Genomic DNA, 22,232 nt, shown 5'->3' with positions numbered 1-22,232 from the left:
ACCAGAGGTGGTTATATGAGTGGCCAAAGTTTGGCCGCTCACGGCAAGAGAGCGTGGGTTGCAAGCTACTCCAACGCGCTGAAATAGAAACTGATGCCAGCACCGGCCTGCAGGGTTCTTGAAGCACCTTCAGTCAGCTCTTCAGACTTGAGTACGGCTTCCACGCTAACCTCTTCGTCCATCAAAAAACGTAACTTAGGCTCGCTGCCATCGTTTTTACAAGCCCATACCTGAGGTTGGCGCACCTCCGATGTGGTCATCATCACCTTGCCAACATTATTATCAGACAAGCTCACCAAGGTGCCTGGCGGGTAAATCCCCAAGACCTTCACCAGCGCCGAAATCAGCTGCTCCTGATGCTTGCCAACCCGATTCTTAAACAGATATCCCAAAGCAATTTGCGGCGAGACTATCTCTTGACGAGCCAATTGACTGTCATAATCATTGGCCAGCGCGACTATCTGAGTGGTCAATGGCAGCTTGGCCAGCTTAAGCCTATCGGGATAACCTGAGCCATCGATAAACTCATGGTGATGCTTCACAATATGCAACACCTCATTACCAAACAAGCCACTGCGTTTGAGCATGTCATAACCAAAATTGGGATGCATGGAGAGAAAGTTGCTTTCATGCTGACTCAAGGGATTGCGCTTACGCCTGATGGCATCTGGCACCTTGAGTTTGCCGATATCATGCAGCAACGCACCCAATGCTATATCCCTCAGCTTGTCCTTGGACAACTCAAGTGAATGGCCGATCATCAAGGCCAGTACCGCAACTGATATCCCGTGCTGTGTCACGCTGGGAGCCCCTTCACCACTGGACACCAAGGCCAACTTGGGATTACCAGACTCCAATAGATGGTCCAGCATTTGCTCAACTAAAGCAGAGGCTTCACGAATGGCGCCTTCAGGATCAGACACTAACTTACTGACTACGGTACGACAGTCATTAATGGCATTCAAAAAGCGTCCCTGACTCTTGCGTATCGCCTTGCGGGCAGAGGCTTTGGGATCCGGTTGGTTGTCCTTTGTTCGCTCTGTTGCTTGCTGCGCCTCGTTTTCCTCTTCAATCACATCATTAAGTAGGTCTTCGTCAGAGATTAAAATGACATAGGGCACCCCAAGATTACGGATCATTTCTATCTGACCGGCATCTTTGATTTCAATGCGATTGAACAAAAAAGGATGATCTGTCCAGGACAGCGGCAGTTTGACTGTGATGCCGGTTTGCAGGCGTGACAGAGGGAGATGGATCCTTTCAGCTTTGGCCACTCAAAGTTTCTCCAGAGAACAACTTGATAAAACAAGGTTTTAAAAAATGAAATCCAAGAATCTTAACTATAGACCATTGGAAACCAAACGTAAGAATGAAATGACAAATTTATGACAAAAATCGCTTGTTTGACAGTGTTTTAGTCGTTAATCCACCATACATACAATTTTCTGTTCAGATTTCATCCCAAAAGTCGCTAGTGATAACTTTTCAAGCCGAAATCTGCCAGCCACTCTCTGTTTTATATAGTAAAAATTTGTCGACCTTGCCTTATTGGATCGCTCCTTATCTCACTCCAATTTCTCCTGTTTTTGCCAGTCGTTGAGATAATGGCGCAAATGAACCGACTTGACGAGGTAGAGCAAGGACCAGAACAGCAATAAAGCATCCAACGCCAGATTCCAGCTAAACAACCAATCGTTGTGACCAAGACGCTGAATAAGCAGCACGCCGTCTATCCCCAGCAACAACACCAACCACCCGCGAATTTGCCGAAACAGTGGGATCAATGCCTCAAATACCCGTTTTCGCTCGGCCAGGATCAAACCATAGATCAACAAGGCGCCGGCGCCGGCGGCCAGAGATGATAGAAAGTCACTCTTTTCCGGATAAAACAACCGCACCAGAGCGGCCCTGTCGCTGGCTTGGGTCAGGGATGCAACAAACACACACCAGCCGCGGGCCAGAAACAGCACTATGATGTAAAGCAGTAATGGCGGCTTAATATGGCCGTCATTGTCAAGCCACCGCACATGTTCAAATTTAAGCAAGGACATAATCCCATCATTGTGACTCCACCCGGCAAGGCCTGGCATAGCCATGATAAAAATAACCGACCGCGTTCACCCGTATGACTGACTCTTTTTTTAAGCAGCGGGATACGCCTCTTCCATAAGCAGCCTCAATGAGGCGATCTGAGAGCGAGTCTCGGCCAGCCATCTTACGAAATAATGAGGTGGGTCCTGTGGCAACACAATTCAAGTTATGTGGCGCAATAAATAGAAGCCAGGTACAAGCTGTTTGGCTATTTTGACTCTACAATCTCAAGAGCCCCATATCCCCCGGATTGGTTGCCACTGAGTGAAGAGAAAAAAGCCCCGCTGCCTGCCGGGGCTCAAGCAGATAGATTAAGCTCAGGATTGCAGCAACGCCAGCAGGCCGGCTTCATCCAACACCTTGACCCCAAGCTCATTGGCCTTGGTCAATTTAGAGCCAGCGGCCTCGCCGGCCACCACGCAGTCTGTCTTCTTGGAGACACTGCCGGACACTTTGGCGCCAAGCGCCTCAAGCTGCGCCTTGGCGTCAGTGCGGCTCATCTGGCTCAAAGTGCCGGTCAATACCCAGGTCTGGCCCTTGAGCGGTTGCTTGTCTTCAGACGGCGCTTCGATGGCCGGCCAAGTCACCCCGGCGGCCAGCAGTTTATCAATAACTTCAAGGTTGTGGGGCTGAGCAAAGAAGTGCGCCACATGCTGAGCCACTATGGCACCAACATCTTCCACTTCGATAAGCTGCTCGACACTCGCCTGCTTGAGGGCATCCAGCTCTTTGAAGTGCCGTGCCAGGTTGGCGGCGGTGGATTCACCCACCTCACGGATCCCCAAGGCGTAGAGAAACTTGGCCAGGGTTGTTTGCTTGGCCGCCTCTATGGCCTGCACCAGATTGGTGGCCGACTTAAGCCCCATCCGCTCCAGCATGGTCAGGGCCGAAGCCGTAAGTGAGAACAGATCCGCCGGGCTCTCCACCAGCTCCTTATCGATCAGCTGCTCGACTATCTTGTCGCCCATGCCGTCTATATCCAACGCCTTGCGGGAAGCAAAGTGTTTGATGGCTTCCTTACGCTGCGCTTCGCAGAACAAGCCACCGGTGCAGCGGGCCACGGCTTCCCCCTCAAGACGTTCCACCTGAGAGCCACAAACCGGGCATTGCTCCGGGAAACGGATCTCTGTGGCATCCTCAGGTCTTTTTTCCGGCACCACGGCAACCACTTGCGGAATTACATCACCGGCGCGGCGAATGATCACGGTATCGCCAACTTTCACCCCAAGGCGGGCGATTTCGTCGGCGTTGTGCAAAGTGGCGTTGGAAACTGTCACCCCACCGACAAACACAGGCTTAAGCCTGGCAACCGGTGTCACGGCGCCGGTGCGGCCTACCTGAAAGTCGACCCCTTCGAGCAGAGTCATCTCTTCCTGGGCCGGAAACTTATAGGCGATGGCCCAGCGCGGTGCACGGGAGACAAATCCCAGTGTCTGCTGCGCTTCTATGCTGTTGACCTTAAATACCACACCATCGATTTCATAGGCCAAAGCACTGCGGCGCGCCATAATATCCCGGTAGTAGTCATCCACTTCGCTGAGGTCTTTAGCAAGGCGGATTACACTGCTGATCGGCAATCCCCAGGTTTTAAGCTGCTGCAGTTGCCCAAGATGGGTGTCCGCCAGCGGGAAGGATTCCGGCTCAACCACGCCCAATGCATAAGCGTAAAACGCCAGTGCCCGAGAGGCGGTTATCCTGGAATCCAGCTGCCGCAAACTGCCGGCGGCGGCATTACGCGGATTGACAAACAGCTTGTCTCCCTTGACCCGGTTGCGCTCATTGAGTGCCTCGAAGGCCGCCTTGGGCATGAATACTTCACCACGCACTTCCAACAGAGGCGGATAGTCATCCCCCCTGAGTTTCAGCGGCACCGCCCGAATGGTGCGAACGTTTTCGGTAATATCTTCGCCGACCGCGCCATCGCCACGGGTGGCGGCGCGCTCCAGCACGCCATCGCGATAGAGGATACTGACAGCCAGCCCATCGAGCTTGGGCTCGCAGCAATAGCTGAACTCGCCGACTCTGTCAGTCACCCGCTTATGGAAGGCGGCAAAATCTTCTTCGCTGAAGGCGTTGTCCAGACTGAGCATAGGTTTGAGGTGAGTTACCTGTTCAAACTTGGCCAACGCCAGCCCACCGACTCTGAGGCTTGGCGAGTCGCTACGTTGCAACTCAGGGTGCTCGGTCTCCAGCGCCTTGAGCCGCTGCATCAGGCGGTCATATTCGGCATCGGGAATGCTGGGGTTGTCATCCACATAGTAGCGAATGTTGTGCTCATTAATGGCGCTTATCAGCTGATCAATTTCGTTTTCAATGGCTTGCATAAAAATTCCGCACAAAACAAAGGCCGCAGAGGCGGCCTTGAATAGAGAGACTCACACTGGCTCCCTGATGAATATCAGCCCTGAGCCCGAATACGGCCCAGGTAGGCTTGTTTGGTATCCTGATGCCATGGCTGACGCTGGCCGTCCAGCAGTTCGGCACCGAGGTCATCCGCCAATTGATGGGCGGAGTTGAGCATGATGGAAAAGTTCATCAGCGGCTCGCCATGACAAGGCAAGGTCATAAACAGGACTACCCCCTGAGTGCTGAACTGCTCCATATTGTCCGGGTCAAACACCCCGGGCTTAACCATGTTGGCCAGGGAAAACAGCACCCGCCCCGTACCGGCGTTGTCTTCATGGCGATGGAAAATATTCATATCACCGAACTTGAAGTTCAGTGCCAACAGGCAAGGCAGCAGCTCAGCACCGCTGAGGCTCTCGCCCTCTTTGGCAACCACATGCAGAACCAAAACATCTGTGGGATCGGGCAACTCATCGTGGCGCGACTCTTCCTTGGCCTGCTCGCGGGTCTGTTGCTCAGTGGCAAGTTGTGGCTCTGGCTGGCTGTTTTCCTGATGTTCAGCTTCAACTGTGGAATGGGCATTGTCTGTCTGTGCATCGGCACCGAGCCCCAACTCCATCTGCATTTCGGCGGTATCTTGGTCATCATCGAGATGCAACACAGGCTCCTGCCGTTGTGACTTGCTGTTCACTCTGGGCTCGGGTTTGGCCCCTGAGAGGGAAAACGCCTGTTCACTTTCGCTCTCATCTGCTTGAGGCGACTGAAAGCCAGGTTTACGCAACTTGCTGCTCTTGAGCTTGGGTGGCTTTTCATCCGGTGAGACTTTACGCACCCTCACCTCTCCAATTCCATCGGCATCGAAACCTTCACTGTCACGCCGGGCCTGGTCCTTGTAGAAACCTGTCAGCGGATTTTCTTTCAGCGACTTGGGCTGTTGTTTGCGGATAGACCAGAAACCGTGAACCAGCACGGCAATAATGGCAATCGCGCCCAACACAGACAATACCAGTTGCAAATCTTCCATTGGTTACCTGTTTTCCTATGGTTATCCGGCGTCGGCCATAGCCACCGCTTCTTCAATATCGACTGCGACTATGCGAGAGACACCCGGCTCATGCATAGTGACACCTATCAGTTGATCAGCCATCTCCATAGTGAGTTTATTGTGGCTGATATAGATAAACTGTACGCTGTCCGACATCTCCTGCAAAAGACGGCAGAATCTGTCGACGTTGGCGTCATCCAAAGGTGCATCGACCTCATCCAGCATACAAAAAGGCGCCGGGTTGAGTCTGAAAATCGCAAACACCAATGATAAAGCCGTCAGCGCCTTTTCTCCACCCGAAAGTAGATGAATCGTGCTGTTCTTCTTGCCCGGTGGCCGGGCCATGATGGTCACTCCGGTATCGAGTAAATCATCATCTGTCAGCGCCAGATAGGCACTGCCGCCACCAAATACCTTGGGAAACAACTCTCCCAGTCCGGCATTGACCTGCTCAAAAGTCGCCTTGAAGCGACTGCGGGTCTCTCTGTCTATCTTGCGGATCGCCTCTTCGAGACTGGCCAGCGCCTTGTTGAGGTCTTCATCCTGGGCATCGAGATAAGCCTTACGCTCTTTTTGCTGCTCATACTCTTCAATGGCCGCCAGGTTAATGGCGCCGAGGCGACTTATCTTGCGCCGAACCGATTCCAGTTGGTCCTGCCAGGGCGCGATTTTTGCTTCATCAGGCAGGTTTGCCGCCACTTCATGCAGCTTGATCTGCTGCTCACTGAGCTGCGCCAATTGGCTGTCGGCCTGACCTTTCAATCCCTCGCGACGTAACTTTAACGTGCTGATTGTCTGAGTCAAGTGCTCCAGTTGTCCAAGCTGTTGTTTTTGCTTTAAAGCTGTACTATCCAACTGCTGTTGCTGCTCGGCAAGTTTGGCCCGGGTGCGCTCAAGCTCCGTCTGCATCCTGTGTTGCTGCGTAAGCAATCCCTCCAGGCGTTGCTCAAGCGGTTGCAGCTCGGCACTATCTGCACCCTGCTGCGGTTTATCCAGCAACTCACTGCGTTTGTGCTCGGCCTGCTGCAATTGCTCGGTCAACTGTTTGCGCCGCTGCACGGCCAACGCCAAGGCGGTTTTCTGCTCCGCCAGAGTTCCGTTCAAGGTTTTTAACTGGCGCTCAAGTTCACTCAGGCTGACTTTAAGGCTGTTTTTTTGCTGATTGGCCTCGTTGTGACGCTCACTCAGCAATCGCTCCTGCCGCTGACGCTCATAAAGAGTATCATCGGCAGCGAACTGACTCTCAATCAGCGTCTCCAGCTCAAACTGCTCCTGCTCGAGGCGCTCTTTCAGCTCGGTAATTTCCGCTTCTATCTGTTGCTTTTGTCTAAGTTCGCGTGCCGCCTGCTCGGTGGCCGCCTCACAAGCCATCACTGCGCGGGTCAATGCCAGTTGCTGTTGCTGTAGCGCCTCGGACTTGAGCTGCTGAGCCAGCCTTAATTCGTTGAACCTATCCTGGGCCGCTGTAGTTTGCTGCTGCGCCTGCCGGCTCTCGCTCGCAAGCTTATCGAGCTCAGCCTGAATGGCGCCCTGCTCGGCGGTCAACTTCACCAGTGACTGACCATCCTCGGCAAGCGTCAGCTTTACATCATGCGCAAAAAGGTTGCCATCACGGCAGAGGATCAGCTCCCCCTCTGCCAGCCCCTGCTCGAGCAAGTTGGATGCCTGCTGCGCCGACTCGGCCCAGCGCACCCTGTTAAGCCAGGGGCTTAAGTTGACGCCGGCGCTGACCGGCCCCCAACTTTGGCGACGAGTCTGAGCAAAACCTTGGCCATCAAATGGTTTGCAGTCAGGATAGACAGCGGCGCGCATCAAGGGGCCAAGCCAAGCCTCAACCACTTGCTCCCAACCGGCCTCGACCTGAATGTCCTGCCAAAGCTGAATCAAGGCAGTTTGTGTCTCTTGCGTTGCTTGAGCGGCGCCTTCGAGCCACTGACTTATCAGCTCCAGGCGACCAGTTAGCCCCGAGCGGCGCTGCACCAGCTGTTGCTCCGCTTGTCTTGCCCGCTCCCACGTTTCCTGGGCCTCAATCAACTCTGCACCATGGCGTTCGACATCGGCCTTAGCTGCCGCCAATTGTGACTCACACAAGCTGACCTGCTGCTGAAGCTCAGCCGGGTTTGCCCCGTTATCGGCCTCAGGTTGCTGCAATCTTGCACTAAGCTTATCGAGCTGCTCGCTGCGCTGGGCATGTTGCTGTTTAAGATGCTGCTCCCGGGTGGCGGCGAGCTCCTGCTGATGCTTGATATCTCTGACTGCAGTCACCGCCTGTTGCAACTCACCGGCAAGACTTTCACTTTGCCAGAGCGCCGCTTCATACTGTTGGCTCAGTTCAAACTGCTGCTCTTCCAGCACCTCCTGGCGCGGCAAATGTTGCTGCAAACTGTCATCCAGAGTTTGCTCCTGCTGCTTGGCCTGAGCCAGCTGTTCATTCAATGTGGCGATTTGCTGTTGCAGCGCACCCAATTCAGATGCCTGCTGTTTATCCCGCTCTTTGAGATACTTGAGTTGCTGCTCGATACGGGCGATTTCAGTGTTGTTATGATAAAAATCGGCAACCTGGCGCTGCTCCTTTTCACTGAGTTCATCCAGAGCCAGCTTTTGCTGAGTCAAACTCAACTCCAACTCTTGTTTCAGCGCCTGCTGCTGGGCCAGCTCAGTCTCCAGCCTTTCTATCTCGCTGTTTTGCGCCTCGGCCTGCTCATTGAGCTCCAGGAAACGCATCACCAAGAGTTCGGCATGCAAGCGCCGCTCACTTTGCTTGTATTCCCGATAGCGTTTGGCGGCCTGAGCCTGAATCGTCAACTTATCCAGTTGCTTACCCAGCTCGGAGCGAATATCCCCCAGGCGCTCAAGGTTTTCACGGGTATGGCGAATCCGGTTTTCCGTGTCCTTGCGTCGCTCTTTATAACGGGAGATACCCGCGGCCTCTTCGATAAAGACCCTGAGTTCCTGGGGTTTGCATTCTATCAAGCGGGAGATGGTGCCTTGACCTATGATGGCATAGCTGCGCGGCCCAAGGCCGGTACCCATAAAGATATCCGTAATATCCTTGCGGCGGCATTTTTGACCGTTGAGAAAATAAAGGGCTTCGCCATCGCGGGAGACCTGGCGCTTGACGGAAATCTCACCGTAGTTGGCATACTGGCCGCCGATACGCCCAAGGGCGTTGTCGAATACCAGCTCAACGCCGGCGACAGAAACAGGCTTACGGGCACTGGAGCCGTTAAAGATAACATCGGCCATGGAGTCACCGCGCAGATGTTTGGCCGAGCTTTCACCCAGCACCCAGCGCACGGCATCAATCACATTGGATTTACCGCAGCCATTGGGGCCGATAATGGCCGTCAGCGGATTGAGAAAAGGGATTTTGGTAGCATCGACAAATGACTTGAAGCCAGCGAGTTTTATCTGTTTGAGTCTCATATTTGCCGTTGGATGTCAGTGCCGATTGTTTTTGTTTTGCGGGCCAATCCTGAAGGAAATTCAATAGCCTGATTGAAACGCCGCCGTCCTGGCCCAAGAAGCTGTATAAGCGCTGTCACTTTAGCAAAGCGGGCCGCATTTTGTAACGCTTTTTATTCCCTTGGCTGCGTTTTTCCCTTGTTTTCGTGGCCTTGGTTGCTCAAAATCGGCCTAAGTATTCTTTTATTGAGAGTAAGTGGTACATGTCCGCATCTTCAAGACCCGCCAAGAGCGGCGTCAACTATTTTCTCCAAGGCTTTAGCCTGATCAAGCAACCGGGCTTGCGCAGCTTTGTGTTTATTCCGCTGATGATCAACCTGCTGTTGTTTGCCGGCGTCATCTATTTTGCCATAGGCCAACTGGGAAATGTGTTTGCCTGGCTCGAAGGCCAACTGCCGGACTATCTCAGTTGGCTTAATGTGATCCTCTGGCCACTGGCGATTATCACCTTGCTGGTGCTGCTGTCGTTTATCTTCAGTTCCGTGATGAACTGGCTGGCAGCGCCATTTAACGGTCTGTTGGCCGAAAAGGTAGAGCAACTGCTGACCGGCAAGCCGCTCAATACCGGCGGCACCTTGGATTTAATCAAGGATCTGCCGCGGATCCTCGGCCGCGAATGGCAAAAGCTGGTGTATTACCTGCCGCGGGCCATATTGATCTTACTGCTGTTTTTTATCCCTGTGATTGGCCAAACCGTTTTCCCTGTGGTCTGGTTTATTTTCAGTGCCTGGATGATGAGTATCCAATACTGTGACTATCCTTTCGATAACCACAAGGTGGCGTTCAAAGAGATGAAGTTTGCCCTGAAAAATACCAAGGGCAGCAGTATGAGCTTCGGCGCCGCCGTCACCCTGTTTTCCATGATCCCTATAGTCAACTTTATCGTGATGCCGGTTGCCATTTGCGGTGCCACTTCCATGTGGGTCGACAAGTATCGCGAAGCTTATCGCAACCCGGCCATAGCGCCAGATTAAGCGCCGTAGGTCGATTGAGACACAAAAATGCCTGCTGTTGCAGGCATTTTTTATGCTTCATGGTAGAGGAAAGCCAGGTCTTAACAAGCTCGCAGAATTAAACTGCCGATGGAGTAACCTGCGCCGAAGGAGCTCAACAGGCCCAAGTCCCCCGGTTTGAAGTCCTGGTGATATTTATGGAAAGCGATTACAGAACCGGCCGATGCCGTATTGGCGTATTGATCCAGCACCACAGGCGCCTTCAAAGGCTCAGGCGTTTCACCCAGGAGCTTTTTCACCACAAACTGATTCATATTGATATTGGCCTGATGCAGCCACAGACGCTTAAACTGTTCCGGCGTGATACCAGCTTCTTCGAGCTGTACATCCAAATGCTTGTATATCATGGGCAGCAGCTCTTTAAAGACCTTGCGTCCCTGTTGATGAAACAGCTTATCGGCCTCGCCGGACGTGGCCGGATCACAACGGTTAAGGAAACCAAAGTTGCTGCGGATATTGTTTGAGTAATGGGTAAAACAGCGGCTCGACAGAATTTCAAAGGCTTGCTGGGCGCGGCAAGTCGCAGCCGGCTCCAATACCAAAGCCGTAGCCACATCACCGAAAATAAAGTGGCTGTCGCGGTCACGATAATTGACCTGAGCCGAACATATCTCAGGATTGATGACCAACACACGCCTGGCACTACCACTGCGAATGGCATTGGCCGCTGTCACCAGAGCAAAAGTCGCCGAGGAACAGGCGACCTGCATATCAAAGCCATAACCCCGGGTACCAAGAGCCTGCTGAATTTCAATCGCCATCGCCGGATAGGCCCGCTGGGTGTAGGCACAGGCAACTATCACCAAGTCAATGTCATCCGCCTTGAGGCCGGCGTTATCAAGCGCTTGCTTGGCCGCATGCACGCCCATTTCAGCCTGCAGTGACAGGTTGTCGCTGGCACGCTCAGGGATCAACGGCATCATGACTTCAGGATCCAAGATCCCCTCTTTGACCATCACAAATCTGTGTTTGATGCCTGAAGCCTTCTCGATAAACTCACTCGATGAGTAATTCAGCGCCGCCACATGGCCAAGATCTATCTGGGCGCGGTTCTCGGTATTGAATAGGTCAACATACTGATTGAAGCTGTCCACCAATTCTTGATTGGTTATTCCTTCCGGTGGGGTAAACAGCCCGGTACCGGAAATGACAATCGCATCCTTCATAAACTACCTTCTTATTGTTTTGTGACCTGTTCTGCCTGCAGCATCGTCTCTGTTGGACTCACGCGTGGCTTACTCAGATCAATGACAACTGTTGCTGAGATCTTATCCTGGATGGCTTGCCTGTTGGCATCCCAAAAAATCTGCAAGAAACCCAGCAGTCCAGTGGCAAAGCCTGCGCCGTATCCCCCGTAACGGCCAAAGGCGTCCCATAGGGAAAGCTTACCACCTCCGAGGGCAATCACCCGCACCCGCATGATTTTTTTGCCTAAAGTCTGACCATCAAACCAGGCAGTGAACAAGGTAAAATAGAATGCCGCCCAGCCAAATCCAAACCCGAGGTCATTGAGCATCCCCTTGGCCCAAGCAAGCAGACTGTATTGTGTTTCTTCCTCCTGCTCGTCCTCTTCAGCTTCCGGTCTTGAGTCGTCTTCGGCAGATACTGGCTTGGTTTGTGTGTCGATTTTTGCATTGTTTTTTACATCAGTTTTTACATCGTTTTTTGCATCGGTTTGTGCGTTAGTCTGTGCATTGAGTGCCGCTACAGACTCGTGCTTCATTGAAGCCAATTGCGGCATCAAGTCTGCATTTATCGCCGCAATATCGGCTGAAGCAAGCGGCAACTCATCCAATGCACCTTGCAGCATAGTCTCGGCCTGGGTGCGTGACAGCCCTGCCTCAGCCGCGGCATTGACCAGCAAACCCGCTTCATGTTGGGCGCAGGCCTTGTTCTCACACAGACTCAAACGCAGCAGCTGCGGCGTCAAGGTCAGCAGTGTCTGCCCCTGAATCTCATTATCGCGACTCTGTTGCAGGCCGTTGACCTTAATCATCTGTGGCACCGCAGACCAAAGCAAAACCGCCGCCATAAACAGATACAAAAGCCCCTTGGCCCAAGTGGAGATCCTGTTGGCATGATTGTGTATATAGTAAGCCAGCAGGCACACCAAAAGCACAAACAAGGGGCCGGCCTGTTCTGCCAGTATAGCCACCAATAAACCATCTATCATGATAGCCAGCGCCCGTTTCCAAGGTTTTGCCAAGGGGGTGTAGAGCAGCTCCGGCGCCACGCTGAATGCGGCCGGCGTCACTATGCTGCGGGGATCTTTACCCGGATACCGTTTACGACCGCCCTGTTCCCCGGTGCGATTCGGATTTGCCTCCTGGGCATTACCCTTGTAATCCAAGGCTATTCTCCTATTTGAAATAGAATGTTGTTTTTTGGTTAACATCAATTCGGCGTTGAGATTAACATAAAGCGAAACTGGCTTACTCCGAAGTTACGAATAACAGAGATTCATGTAATAACTAAAAAGAATAAAGAAGAACAAAGATTCACTTCTCTTTGATCTCATGAGGATTATGCTTTAGGGATGCAATCAAAGGAGGCCAGCAAGCCATGAGCAAAATTTTCGAAGACAATTCCTATACCATTGGTAACACCCCACTGGTTCGTCTTAACCGCGTCAGCAACGGCAAGGTGCTGGCCAAGGTAGAAGCCCGTAACCCAAGCTTCAGTGTCAAATGCCGTATTGGTGCCAATATGATTTGGGACGCCGAGAAAAAAGGCCTGTTGACCAAAGACATAGAGCTGATTGAACCCACCTCAGGAAATACGGGTATTGCGCTGGCCTATGTTGCCGCGGCCAGAGGTTACAAATTGACTTTAACCATGCCCAACACCATGAGTCTCGAGCGCCGTAAGCTGCTCAAGGCTCTGGGCGCCAACCTGGTACTGACTGATGGTGCCAAGGGCATGAAAGGGGCCATCGAAAAGGCCGAGGAAATCCGCCAATCGGCGCCGGATAAATATCTGCTGCTGCAGCAGTTTGACAACCCGGCCAACCCTGAAATCCACGAAAAAACCACAGGTCCAGAGATCTGGAACGATACCGATGGTCAAATCGATGTATTTGTTGCCGGTGTCGGTACCGGCGGCACCATCACAGGTGTGAGCCGCTATATCAAAAACACCCAAGGCAAGGCAATCACAGCTGTGGCCGTTGAACCAACCGACTCGCCGGTGATCAGCCAAACTCTGGCGGGCCAACCCGTGCAGCCGGGTCCGCACAAGATCCAGGGCATAGGCGCTGGCTTTATTCCGGGTAACCTGGATCTGGAACTGATTGACAAGGTAGAACTGGTCACCAATGACGAAGCGATAGAGATGGCTCACAGGCTGATGAAAGAGGAAGGCATTTTAGTGGGTATCTCCTCCGGTGCTGCCGTCGTTGCCGCCAACCGCATCGCCGCCCTACCGGAATTTGCAGACAAAAACATAGTGGTGATCCTGCCATCGGCTGCCGAGCGTTATCTGTCCTCAGCCCTGTTTGTCGGCCAATTCGGCGATCAGGAAAACGTGCAGTAAGTAAAATCGCAACTTGAAAGCCCTGTCTAATGATGGGGCTTTTTTATGCCAACCTCTCGTCCTGAACTCTATCGCTCAAAATATCCCGTTTGATCCCGAAATCAAAAGCGGCATTAACCACATATTTGCCCTCTTGATCAAAGTTTCATTCAGCTGGCCTGTACTTGCCTTGTGCTTTGCGCCATAAAGACTCTTTTTGAACCTTTTCCACGGCTAAGACAATGCCCTTTTTTAGTGAACCCGCCAAACTCAGTGCCTTCGAGGCCAAATTTGAAGCACAAAAAATCGCCTTCGCTCCAGTCAGTTTTCAGGTGACCCGCTGCCTGCTGCAGTTCGACATCCTCAAGCATATAGATGCCGCAGGCGATGAAGGTACCAGCCTTGAGATACTCAAAGAAAAAACCGGGCTGACAGAATATGCTCTGGGCGTTTTACTCGATATGGCGCTCTCCATGGGACTAGTTTGGCACAAGGGAGACAATTACATTCTCGACAAGACAGGCTGGTTTCTGCTGCATGACGATATGGCCGCCACCAATCTCAATTTTATCCACGACATTTGCTACCAAGGCCTGTTTCATCTGCAGCAAGCGCTGGAACAAGGCGCTCCCGAGGGACTGAAAGTTTTCGGCGATTGGCCCACTATTTACCCGGCTCTGAGCCAGTTACCGACAGAAGCCAAACACAGCTGGTTCGCCTTTGACCACTATTATTCAGATCATGCCTTTGACAGCCTGATGCCGCGCATATTTGCCAATGGGCCGACTCATTTGGTGGATATCGGCGGCAATACCGGCAAGTGGGCCTTGAAGTGTGCCGAATACAACACACAGTGCCGGGTAACCATAATGGATCTCGCTCCCCAGCTTGAACTGGCCGCAGAGGCCGCAAAAGCTGCAAGTTTAAGCGAGCGGATATCCGGTCTGGCGTGCGATCTGCTTGCTCCTGACGGCCCCTTTGTTAGCGACGGCGATCTCTATTGGATGAGCCAATTCCTCGACTGTTTCAGCGAGGCACAAATCCTGGCCATCCTGCAGGCTTGTGCCAAAGCCATGCCGGCGACAGCCGAGCTCTGCATTCTGGAAACCTTCTGGGACAGACAACCCAATGCCGCCTCCGCCTATTGTGTCAATGCCACCTCGCTCTACTTCACCGCCATGGCCAACGGCAACAGTCGTATGTATCACTCCAAGGTACTGCTGAAACTACTGCAACAAGCGGGTTTTTATGTCGATGAAGATATCGATGACATAGGACTTGGACATACTCTGCTGCGCTGCAAGCTTAAATAAATTTGAATCAATGAATAATTTAATTTCAATTTTATTAACCAAAGACCGATTTTAGACTAGGACCATCAAATTGGAATCTAGAGGTCACAGTATGAAACTCGTTGCCACTACCACTGAAGAACTCAGCACTCGCGAGTCCAAGTTTAGTAAAGCCGCTTTCAAGCGACTGCCAAGCCCATTGGCCGGATTGGCGCTGGCTATCGCTAGCCTGGGCTGGGCCTGGGAAAACGTATCAGCAGAATTTCCCGGTCTGGCATTGGGCGCGGTGGTTGCCGGCATATTACTGTCTCTGCTGACAGTCAAATTCATTCTGCATCCTGAATTACTGAATGAAGAACTGCGCCACCCTGTGGTCGGCAGTGTGCTGCCCACCTTTGCCATGGCACTGATGGTGATCTCCAAAGCCGTAGGGATCCATCTTCCTTTGTGTGGCTTCCTGATCTGGCTGGCGGCTATCGCCATTCACTGCTGTTTACTGGCTGCCTTTGTGCTGCATAGAGCAATGGACTTCAACCTGGAGCATATGGTGCCCAGTTGGTTTGTGCCCCCTATCGGCATGGTGGTAGCAGCTGTGACCTTTCCCGGCGCCGAAGCCGGCGAGGTAGGCGCTCAAATCGCTCACATCATTCTGATGTTCGGCCTGGTGAGTTACTTGGTGATGCTGCCTGTGATGCTCTATCGCTTGATTTTCTGTAATCCGGTCGCGGATGCAGCCAAGCCTACCATAGCGATTCTGGCAGCACCGGCCAGCTTGTCTTTGGCCGGCTATCTGACCCTGACTCCTGAGCCTGAGCTTTGGTTGGTCGCCCTGCTGCTGAGCCTGGCCCTGCTGATGACCCTGGTCATCTATCTGGCCTTCCTGCACTTGCTGCGCCTCCCTTTCAGCCCTGGGTTTGCTGCTTACACCTTCCCCATGGTGATAGGCGCCACAGCTCTACTGAAAACAGCCGCCTGGTGCAACAGCCAACCCATGCTGCAATCACTGCACCGGCCACTGGCGCTACTTGGAAATATTGAGCTTGTGATAGCCAGTGCTATCGTCGGCTTCGTTGCTATCAGTTACCTCAGACACTACCGCCCCTGGTCATCTGTATGATGAAACCGAGTTACAACAACGCCAAAAGTGTGACGCTTGTCACGCTTTTGGCAAATTAATAGATCTTCAATGGCCAACAAATATTCACTCAAGTATCTAGACAAATAAAAACATCTCTTAAATAAAAAAGTAAAAAAACAAAAATACCACACCATAAAAACAAAACCACCACAAACAACACACCCTGAAAAAACAAAAATAAAACACAACACGACATTATCAAGCAATTAAAAAAATAAACACCGTACGTTATATCTTTGTTACCAAAAGAGCTTTATTTGTTATTAATTCAAACAATTTATATCTGTTTCATCTATGTTGCACTTTTTATTTCTGCAAGGTTATATTCTTGATACATCCGTAAACATCTATTAATTAATTCGGGTGTAAAAATAAAAAATCATACATAAGTATCAGGGAGATATAATGCAAGTTAATTCTAAATTAGCCAAAGCGGTGCGCTTTGCGTTAATTGGTGGTGTTGCAACTGCAGCCTATTCCGCACCAGCATTGTCGGCAGAACAAGAACAACAAACGGCAAATTCAGCCGTTGAGCGAATCTCTATCACAGGCTCACGTATCATTCGTGAAGGTGCCGTGGCGCCAACGCCAGTGACTGTAATCTCAGGTGAAGAACTCCTGTCTACCGGTGTGACCAACATAGGTGAAGCCCTCAACCAGTTGCCTGCGCTGGGTAACACTTATTCCCTTGCCAACTCCGGGCGTTACATTGGTACTGCCGGTGCCAACCTGTTGGATCTGCGTACCATGGGTACCGACAGAACCTTGGTGCTGGTAAACGGCAAACGTCATGTTGCCAGCTCAGCGGGAAGCTCTTCGGTTGACGTCAACACGATTCCAAGTGCCTGGGTCGAAAAAGTAGAAGTCATTACCGGCGGAGCATCCGCCATTTATGGTGCCGATGCGGTCACTGGTGTGGTTAACTTTATTCTGAAAAAAGATATTGTCGGCTTGGATATCTCGGCTATTAAAGGTCGGGCTGATGACAGTAACTTTGGTAAAGACAGAATTTCGCTTTCTTACGGCAAAGATATTAATGATGGTCGCGGTAATATCGCCTTCGCTGCGGAATACAGCGCTCAGGATAGACTCAGAGCTTTCGATCGTGATCAAACCAGAACCTCATTTACCAGTCTGAAAAATACCGATAGACCCAAGGATGCTAACGGTAATTACATTGACTCCAACAATCCGTCTGACCCGGACAAGTATTTCCTGCCAAACGGTGGACATTACAGGATCAGCAACGCCGGTACCTTCTTTTTGGATGGTTGGAAAACCTTCAATCCAGACGGAACCATAGGTGATGTTTACATAGGCCCAAAAGTCGACGGTAACTACTGTGTCGACTGCGACTTTACCAACTTGAGACAGTTTGAAGATCTGCAGCCCGAGTTCAAACGCTATAACCTCAACTTGAAAAGCAATTATCAGTTGAATGACGATATGAACCTCTACTTTGAGGCAAAATATGTCAACAGCCAGGCCAGTAATTATAGCCAACCGGCCTTCTTCTTTGGCAATAAACTTAACTCAGTGAAGATTGACAACCCTTATCTGGATCCCAACCTGGTTGCTCTGATGAAGAACAACAAGAATGCGGACGGTACTCCTCAACCACTGGATTCAATCGTCATCAACCGTTTCATGGCTGACCTGGGCCAACGTATAGAAGATGACACCCGTGAAACCCAGCGCTATGTATTGGGCCTTGAAGGCGTCTTGGCCGACGATTGGGACTATGATCTGTACGCCATCTATGGTCAGACAGATCTGGAGCGGGTAAACAAAAACAACCTGATCTATGCCAACTACCAAAATGCCCTCGATGCCGTTATGCTCGACGGTAACATAGTCTGTCGCAGCGAAACCGCCCGCGCTGAAGGTTGTGTACCGGTCAACATTTTTGGTGCCGGTAATCCAAGCCAGGAAGCCATTGACTATATCAATACCACTTCTGTTGGCAATGCAGTAATTAAGCAAACTGTTTTGGGTGGCACCATCACCAATTCCGGGCTATTTGAATTACCGGCGGGCTATGTAGGCTTGTCTACCGGGGTTGAGTACCGCAAAGAAGAAAGTGAGACTAAAGAGCCTGAGAATGCCGGAGGTACATTCTTCAATGCCTTGGGCGAAGACAAAGGTGATTTCGATGTTAAGGAAGTATTTGCGGAAGTATCAATCCCGCTGTTGGCCGACTTACCGCTGATCCGCCAGCTGGATATGGATCTGGCAGTCCGGTTCGCCGATTACAGCACCATAGGCAATGCGACCACCTGGAAAGCCGGTCTAAGCTGGGAAATCAACGATGAGCTGAGAATGCGCAGTACCTATGCCGAAGCCATCAGAGCTCCAAATATCAGCGAACTGTTTGGTGCACCGAGTCAAACATACTTTAGTGTTAAAGACAGCTGCCGTATCGATAACCTCAATACATTGGCTGATTCAGCCACCCGCCGTAAGAACTGTGCTGCAATGGGTGTACCTGCCGATTTCAATGATGAGTACGATGCCAAAAGGATAGAAGGTAAGAGCAGTGGTAACCGGGAACTGAAGCCAGAAGAGTCCACCAGCTACACTGTTGGGCTTATCTACCAGCCTGAGTTTATCGAAGGTCTATCTTTGACACTCGATTACTGGAACATCAAGATCGACGATGCCATCAGCTCCATCGGAGCACAGACCATAGTTGACCGATGCCTGGATTCAGCCAGTGGTATAAATAATCAGTACTGTGACTTGATCACCCGCGATCCTTCAACCCACCAAATAACCTTGATCCAAAGCCATGCGCTGAACGTGGCATCACTGGAAGCAGCCGGGGTGGATCTGGATCTGGCCTATAAGGCTGATATTCTCGGCGGTGATTTCAGTGCTAACCTGATCGCGACCCACCTGATAAAACGTCGTAACTTCTCCTTCCAAGATGATCCCAGTGATTATGAAGAGTTGGCGGGTACTTTGGGATATGCCGATTGGCAGGCTAACTTGACTCTGAATTACAAGTATGAAAACTGGCTCAGCTACTGGCGTACCCGTTTCGTCAATGATGTCAGCTTGTACACAGATAAGGATCTGGCCCTTAATGCCAACCCAAGTTCCAACATGCAGTACGACGATTACTTCATCAGTGATGTTGCTTTGGGTTATCAATTTGATTCCGGCATAACCCTCAAGTTTGGTATCGATAACTTATTCGATAAGGACTTGCCTTATGGTTCAACCGGAACCAGTGCAGGATCTGCTGCATACGATAACATCGGCCGCTTCTACTACACTAGTTTGAACTATTCCTTCTAAACTGGATTAAACAGAACTTAATCCTGTAAATAAGCGGCGCATTCGCGCCGCTTATTATTTGCTCATCTTAATTTCTCGCCAATTGTTGCAACATTGTTTTCTTTGTGTGTTTTATTTTAATAACCTTTGTATCAATAATATTTAAAAATACTTGGTTACATCTTTATTACAACAAAAAGATAGTCAATAAGCATTTAACCACTTGTATTATTTGTATCTTAATGGTTACATTTTGTCGCCGAATTGTTCTTTATCGGCCCTAATAAATACAAAAAAGATAAAACAAATATCATAAAAGGATATAAATGATGAATCTCAGTGTCAGCAAAGCTGTGCGCTTCGCCTTGTTTGGCGGCGCTGCAGCAGCCTCTCTTAGCTTACCCGCTGTTCAAGCCAACGAAAACGAACAACAACTGGAGCGCATCGAAGTTACCGGCTCGCGCATTAAGCGTACCGACATGGAATCGGCACTGCCGGTGACGGTAATGAGTTCTGAAGACATAGCCAAAACCGGTCTGACAGATGTTTCTGCGGTACTGGCACAAATGCCATACAATACGGCGGGCAGCTTTATCAGCGACGCTGGTAGCTCTGCCAGTAACCACGCCAGCTCAGGCATGCGAGGCCTGGGTTCAAACCGTACCCTGACCCTGATCAATGGCCGCCGTATCGCACCATCAGCCACCTTCGGTGCCGATGCAACCAACCTTAACCTAATCCCCATGGACGCCATCGAGCGTATTGAAATTCTTCGTGACGGTGCATCAGCCATCTATGGTTCCGATGCCATTGGCGGTGTAATCAACATCATTCTGAAGAAAAATTATGATGGCCTCGGATTTGATCTGAAATTCGCCAACCCGACTCAGGGTGGCCGTGATGAAATGTCGGCGTCGATGACCTTTGGTAACACCAGCGACAAGAGCAGCAGTCTGGTTATCATAGAGCATAAGAAGTTTGATCCTCTCAAGGGTGGCCAGCGTGAACATCTCACTGCCAACTGGGATAAAGCTTATGGTCGCAGTTCTCTGTATGCACCGGAAGGCACCTGGCGCCCAGTAGCTGCTCGCCCAGGCAAAAAAGAAGATGGAACCTTTGAGACGCCAAGCTACACTGGTGACTATGTTCCAGGTAAAGACTGCCCCGCCGATCAAATCGTTCAGAGTAAAGATGGTCCACGTTGTGGCTACAGCATGTTTGATGGTACCGATTACCTGCCGGACCAGACCAAAGACTCCTTGTTCAGCAACCTGACTTACAAGATCACCGATAATCTGGAGTGGTTCGGTCAGGCGATTGTGATGCGTGACAAGTCCACCACTTCTTCAACCGCACTGTGGACCCCCAACCTGTTTATAGCAGCCGACAACCCACTGAACCCAACTTATGGCACAGCCGGTGCAACTGAAGTACAGGCTTACCACCGTCTGACAGGCGTGGCCGATCGCAGCACGACGTTCAAATCCGATGTTGTTGACGTGGTGACAGGGCTGAACCTGGAGCTGGATGCCGGTTCACTGAACTGGTACGTACAGTACTCTGATCAACAGGTGGATATAAGCACAGACTCTTATGTGTTTGAAGACAACCTGCAGCAAGCCGTCGATGCCGGGCTTTATAACCCATTTGTTCTGGGCGGTAATGCCACTCAGGCAACCCTGGACAGCTTCCTGCACACAGCCACCCGTCAGGCGGATTCCAAGACCACAGCAACAGCCATTTCCTGGGCAGCCCTGGCACCTATCGCCCTGCCAGGCGGTGACATAGGTTACGCTGTGGGCGCCGAGTACCAGAAGATGGAATTCAGCGATCGCCGCGATGCGCAGCAAGCTGCCGGCAAAGTACTGGGTACTTACGGTGGCGACTCTGCCGGTGAGCGTAACTACAAGGCTGCCTTCGTTGAGTTGGAACTGCCGGTCACCGACGATCTGAACGTTAAACTGGCCAGCCGTTATGACCAATACAGCCTGCCGGATGAAGGCCAGCTGTCCAGCTCTATCAACCTGCGTTACCAGTTGTTGGATAACCTGGTCCTGCGCGCCTCTTACGGCCAGGGCTTCCGTGCTCCGTCACTGGATGATCTGCTGGGCGAAGCTGCTACCAGTTATGACCGAGTGATCGACACCAAAGGTTGTCAGATGCTACCGCCTGACCAACGCGAAGGCGCCGATGTGTGTGAGTCAACTCAGTATCTGCGCAAGAGCTCAGGTAATCCGGAGCTGAAACCTGAAGAGTCTGATCAGTATGCCTTCGGTGCAGTGTGGAACATCACAGATGATATCTCTCTGGTTGTGGACTACTACAACATTGAGATCAGCAACCAGGTCAGCTATGTCGGTGCCCAGACTATCCTGGATCTGGAGGCCACTACAGGTCTCGGTGCCTACGATCCTAAATATGTCTATGTGAAGCGTGATACCGACGGCAAGATTGAAGAGATTGGCGCCGGTTACATCAACATGGACGGGGTGCAAACCTCGGGTCTGGACGTCTCTTTCAGCTCGCGCTTCGAGCTGGGTAACTACGGCAGTCTGAAATTTGCCCTGGACGGCACCTATGCACTGGAGTACACAGAGCAAGCCAGTCCGGTCGATCCACGTTACGACGTGCTGGGTACCAAGGGATATCCTGAGCTGCGTTTCAACTCCACCTTTAGCTATGAGTACGATGCCTTCAGCGCCTCGCTGATCGCCAAGTACATCGACTCCTATGCCGGTGAAACACCACAGCAGCAAGCTGCCAACATCGACAAGCAGGACTTTGGTTCCTTCACCACTTGGGATCTGGCCATGAACTATGACTTTGACCAGTTCGGTAAAGTCACGGTCGGTGCCCGTAACCTGTTCGATGCCATGCCTACGGTTAACTATGAGCTGTCCTACCCAGGTTATGACGCCGATACCCACAACATTATCGGCCGCGTAGTCTACGCGGGTTATCAGATCCGTTTCTGATAAGCGCTTTAATAGCCAAAAGCGCAGTCAATGACTGCGCTTTTTTTGTTTCATCCCTTACTCAACAATCAAGCATAG

The 22,232-nt window shown here is 51.4% G+C and carries 13 protein-coding genes; 6 read left to right on the top strand and 7 right to left on the bottom strand.

The features are described 5' to 3' along the window. Positions 1–65 precede the first annotated feature (65 nt). The 5 genes from SIL79_RS14265 to SIL79_RS14245 all read right to left on the bottom strand — a co-directional run bounded on the left by SIL79_RS14265 (position 66) and on the right by SIL79_RS14245 (position 8,908). Positions 66–1,274, bottom strand: coding sequence for an HD-GYP domain-containing protein (locus SIL79_RS14265; RefSeq protein ID WP_071475937.1), 1,209 nt, complete (start codon positions 1,272–1,274; stop codon positions 66–68). Between the two features lie 291 nt (positions 1,275–1,565). Beyond that, positions 1,566–2,051 (bottom strand): DUF2919 domain-containing protein, encoded by a 486-nt coding sequence (locus SIL79_RS14260; RefSeq protein WP_101094802.1) that lies wholly within the window; start codon positions 2,049–2,051, stop codon positions 1,566–1,568. A 357-nt stretch (positions 2,052–2,408) separates the two neighbouring features. Beyond that, positions 2,409–4,415, bottom strand: coding sequence for an NAD-dependent DNA ligase LigA (ligA, locus tag SIL79_RS14255; protein ID WP_319619398.1), 2,007 nt, complete (start codon positions 4,413–4,415; stop codon positions 2,409–2,411). 74 nt (positions 4,416–4,489) lie between these two features. Beyond that, positions 4,490–5,461: a cell division protein ZipA gene (zipA, locus tag SIL79_RS14250; RefSeq protein WP_071475939.1), complete on the bottom strand. Its 972-nt coding sequence runs from the start codon at positions 5,459–5,461 to the stop codon at positions 4,490–4,492. 21 nt (positions 5,462–5,482) lie between these two features. After that, a complete protein-coding gene (locus SIL79_RS14245; RefSeq protein WP_319619396.1) occupies positions 5,483–8,908 on the bottom strand; it encodes a chromosome segregation protein SMC in 3,426 nt (1,141 codons plus the stop codon). 242 nt (positions 8,909–9,150) lie between these two features. On the opposite strand from SIL79_RS14245, the gene cysZ reads away from it, so the two are divergent. Beyond that, positions 9,151–9,921: a sulfate transporter CysZ gene (gene cysZ, locus SIL79_RS14240; protein ID WP_071475941.1), complete on the top strand. Its 771-nt coding sequence runs from the start codon at positions 9,151–9,153 to the stop codon at positions 9,919–9,921. 80 nt (positions 9,922–10,001) lie between these two features. Here cysZ and SIL79_RS14235 read toward each other — a convergent pair whose 3' ends face one another. Next, positions 10,002–11,126 (bottom strand): beta-ketoacyl-ACP synthase III, encoded by a 1,125-nt coding sequence (locus SIL79_RS14235; protein ID WP_039032812.1) that lies wholly within the window; start codon positions 11,124–11,126, stop codon positions 10,002–10,004. A gap of 11 nt (positions 11,127–11,137) precedes the next feature. Further along, positions 11,138–12,310: an RDD family protein gene (locus SIL79_RS14230; protein ID WP_319619395.1), complete on the bottom strand. Its 1,173-nt coding sequence runs from the start codon at positions 12,308–12,310 to the stop codon at positions 11,138–11,140. A 212-nt stretch (positions 12,311–12,522) separates the two neighbouring features. Here SIL79_RS14230 and cysK point away from each other — a divergent pair, with 212 nt between their 5' ends. From cysK to SIL79_RS14205, 5 genes are all read left to right on the top strand, one after another. Beyond that, on the top strand, positions 12,523–13,491 hold the full coding sequence (cysK, locus tag SIL79_RS14225; RefSeq protein WP_039032811.1) for a cysteine synthase A: 969 nt from the start codon (positions 12,523–12,525) through the stop codon (positions 13,489–13,491). Between the two features lie 221 nt (positions 13,492–13,712). Next, positions 13,713–14,783: a methyltransferase gene (locus tag SIL79_RS14220; protein WP_319619394.1), complete on the top strand. Its 1,071-nt coding sequence runs from the start codon at positions 13,713–13,715 to the stop codon at positions 14,781–14,783. 91 nt (positions 14,784–14,874) lie between these two features. After that, positions 14,875–15,879, top strand: a complete 1,005-nt coding sequence (locus tag SIL79_RS14215; protein WP_039032809.1) for a TDT family transporter — start codon at positions 14,875–14,877, stop codon at positions 15,877–15,879. 426 nt (positions 15,880–16,305) lie between these two features. Continuing rightward, positions 16,306–19,200 carry a TonB-dependent receptor domain-containing protein gene (locus SIL79_RS14210; RefSeq protein WP_039032808.1) on the top strand — a complete coding sequence of 965 codons (2,895 nt, stop codon included), beginning with the start codon at positions 16,306–16,308 and terminating at the stop codon, positions 19,198–19,200. Between the two features lie 305 nt (positions 19,201–19,505). Then, a complete protein-coding gene (locus tag SIL79_RS14205; RefSeq protein ID WP_039032807.1) occupies positions 19,506–22,154 on the top strand; it encodes a TonB-dependent receptor plug domain-containing protein in 2,649 nt (882 codons plus the stop codon). The last annotated feature ends 78 nt before the right edge of the window (positions 22,155–22,232 follow it).

Source organism: Shewanella indica, assembly GCF_033842865.1.
Taxonomy (GTDB): Bacteria; Pseudomonadota; Gammaproteobacteria; order Enterobacterales; family Shewanellaceae; genus Shewanella; species Shewanella indica.
This window is presented reverse-complemented; position numbering and strand designations above follow the sequence as displayed.

Excerpts from the sequence above, each read along its gene's own strand:
- SIL79_RS14235 (WP_039032812.1), bottom strand. The coding sequence starts at position 11,126 with ATGAAGGATGCGATTGTCATTTCCGGTACCGGGCTGTTTACCCCACCG.
- SIL79_RS14210 (WP_039032808.1), top strand. The coding sequence starts at position 16,306 with ATGCAAGTTAATTCTAAATTAGCCAAAGCGGTGCGCTTTGCGTTAATT.
- cysK (WP_039032811.1), top strand. The coding sequence starts at position 12,523 with ATGAGCAAAATTTTCGAAGACAATTCCTATACCATTGGTAACACCCCA.
- SIL79_RS14205 (WP_039032807.1), top strand. The coding sequence starts at position 19,506 with ATGATGAATCTCAGTGTCAGCAAAGCTGTGCGCTTCGCCTTGTTTGGC.
- cysZ (WP_071475941.1), top strand. The coding sequence starts at position 9,151 with ATGTCCGCATCTTCAAGACCCGCCAAGAGCGGCGTCAACTATTTTCTC.
- zipA (WP_071475939.1), bottom strand. The coding sequence starts at position 5,461 with ATGGAAGATTTGCAACTGGTATTGTCTGTGTTGGGCGCGATTGCCATT.
- SIL79_RS14245 (WP_319619396.1), bottom strand. The coding sequence starts at position 8,908 with ATGAGACTCAAACAGATAAAACTCGCTGGCTTCAAGTCATTTGTCGAT.
- SIL79_RS14220 (WP_319619394.1), top strand. The coding sequence starts at position 13,713 with ATGCCCTTTTTTAGTGAACCCGCCAAACTCAGTGCCTTCGAGGCCAAA.
- ligA (WP_319619398.1), bottom strand. The coding sequence starts at position 4,415 with ATGCAAGCCATTGAAAACGAAATTGATCAGCTGATAAGCGCCATTAAT.
- SIL79_RS14215 (WP_039032809.1), top strand. The coding sequence starts at position 14,875 with ATGAAACTCGTTGCCACTACCACTGAAGAACTCAGCACTCGCGAGTCC.
- SIL79_RS14260 (WP_101094802.1), bottom strand. The coding sequence starts at position 2,051 with ATGTCCTTGCTTAAATTTGAACATGTGCGGTGGCTTGACAATGACGGC.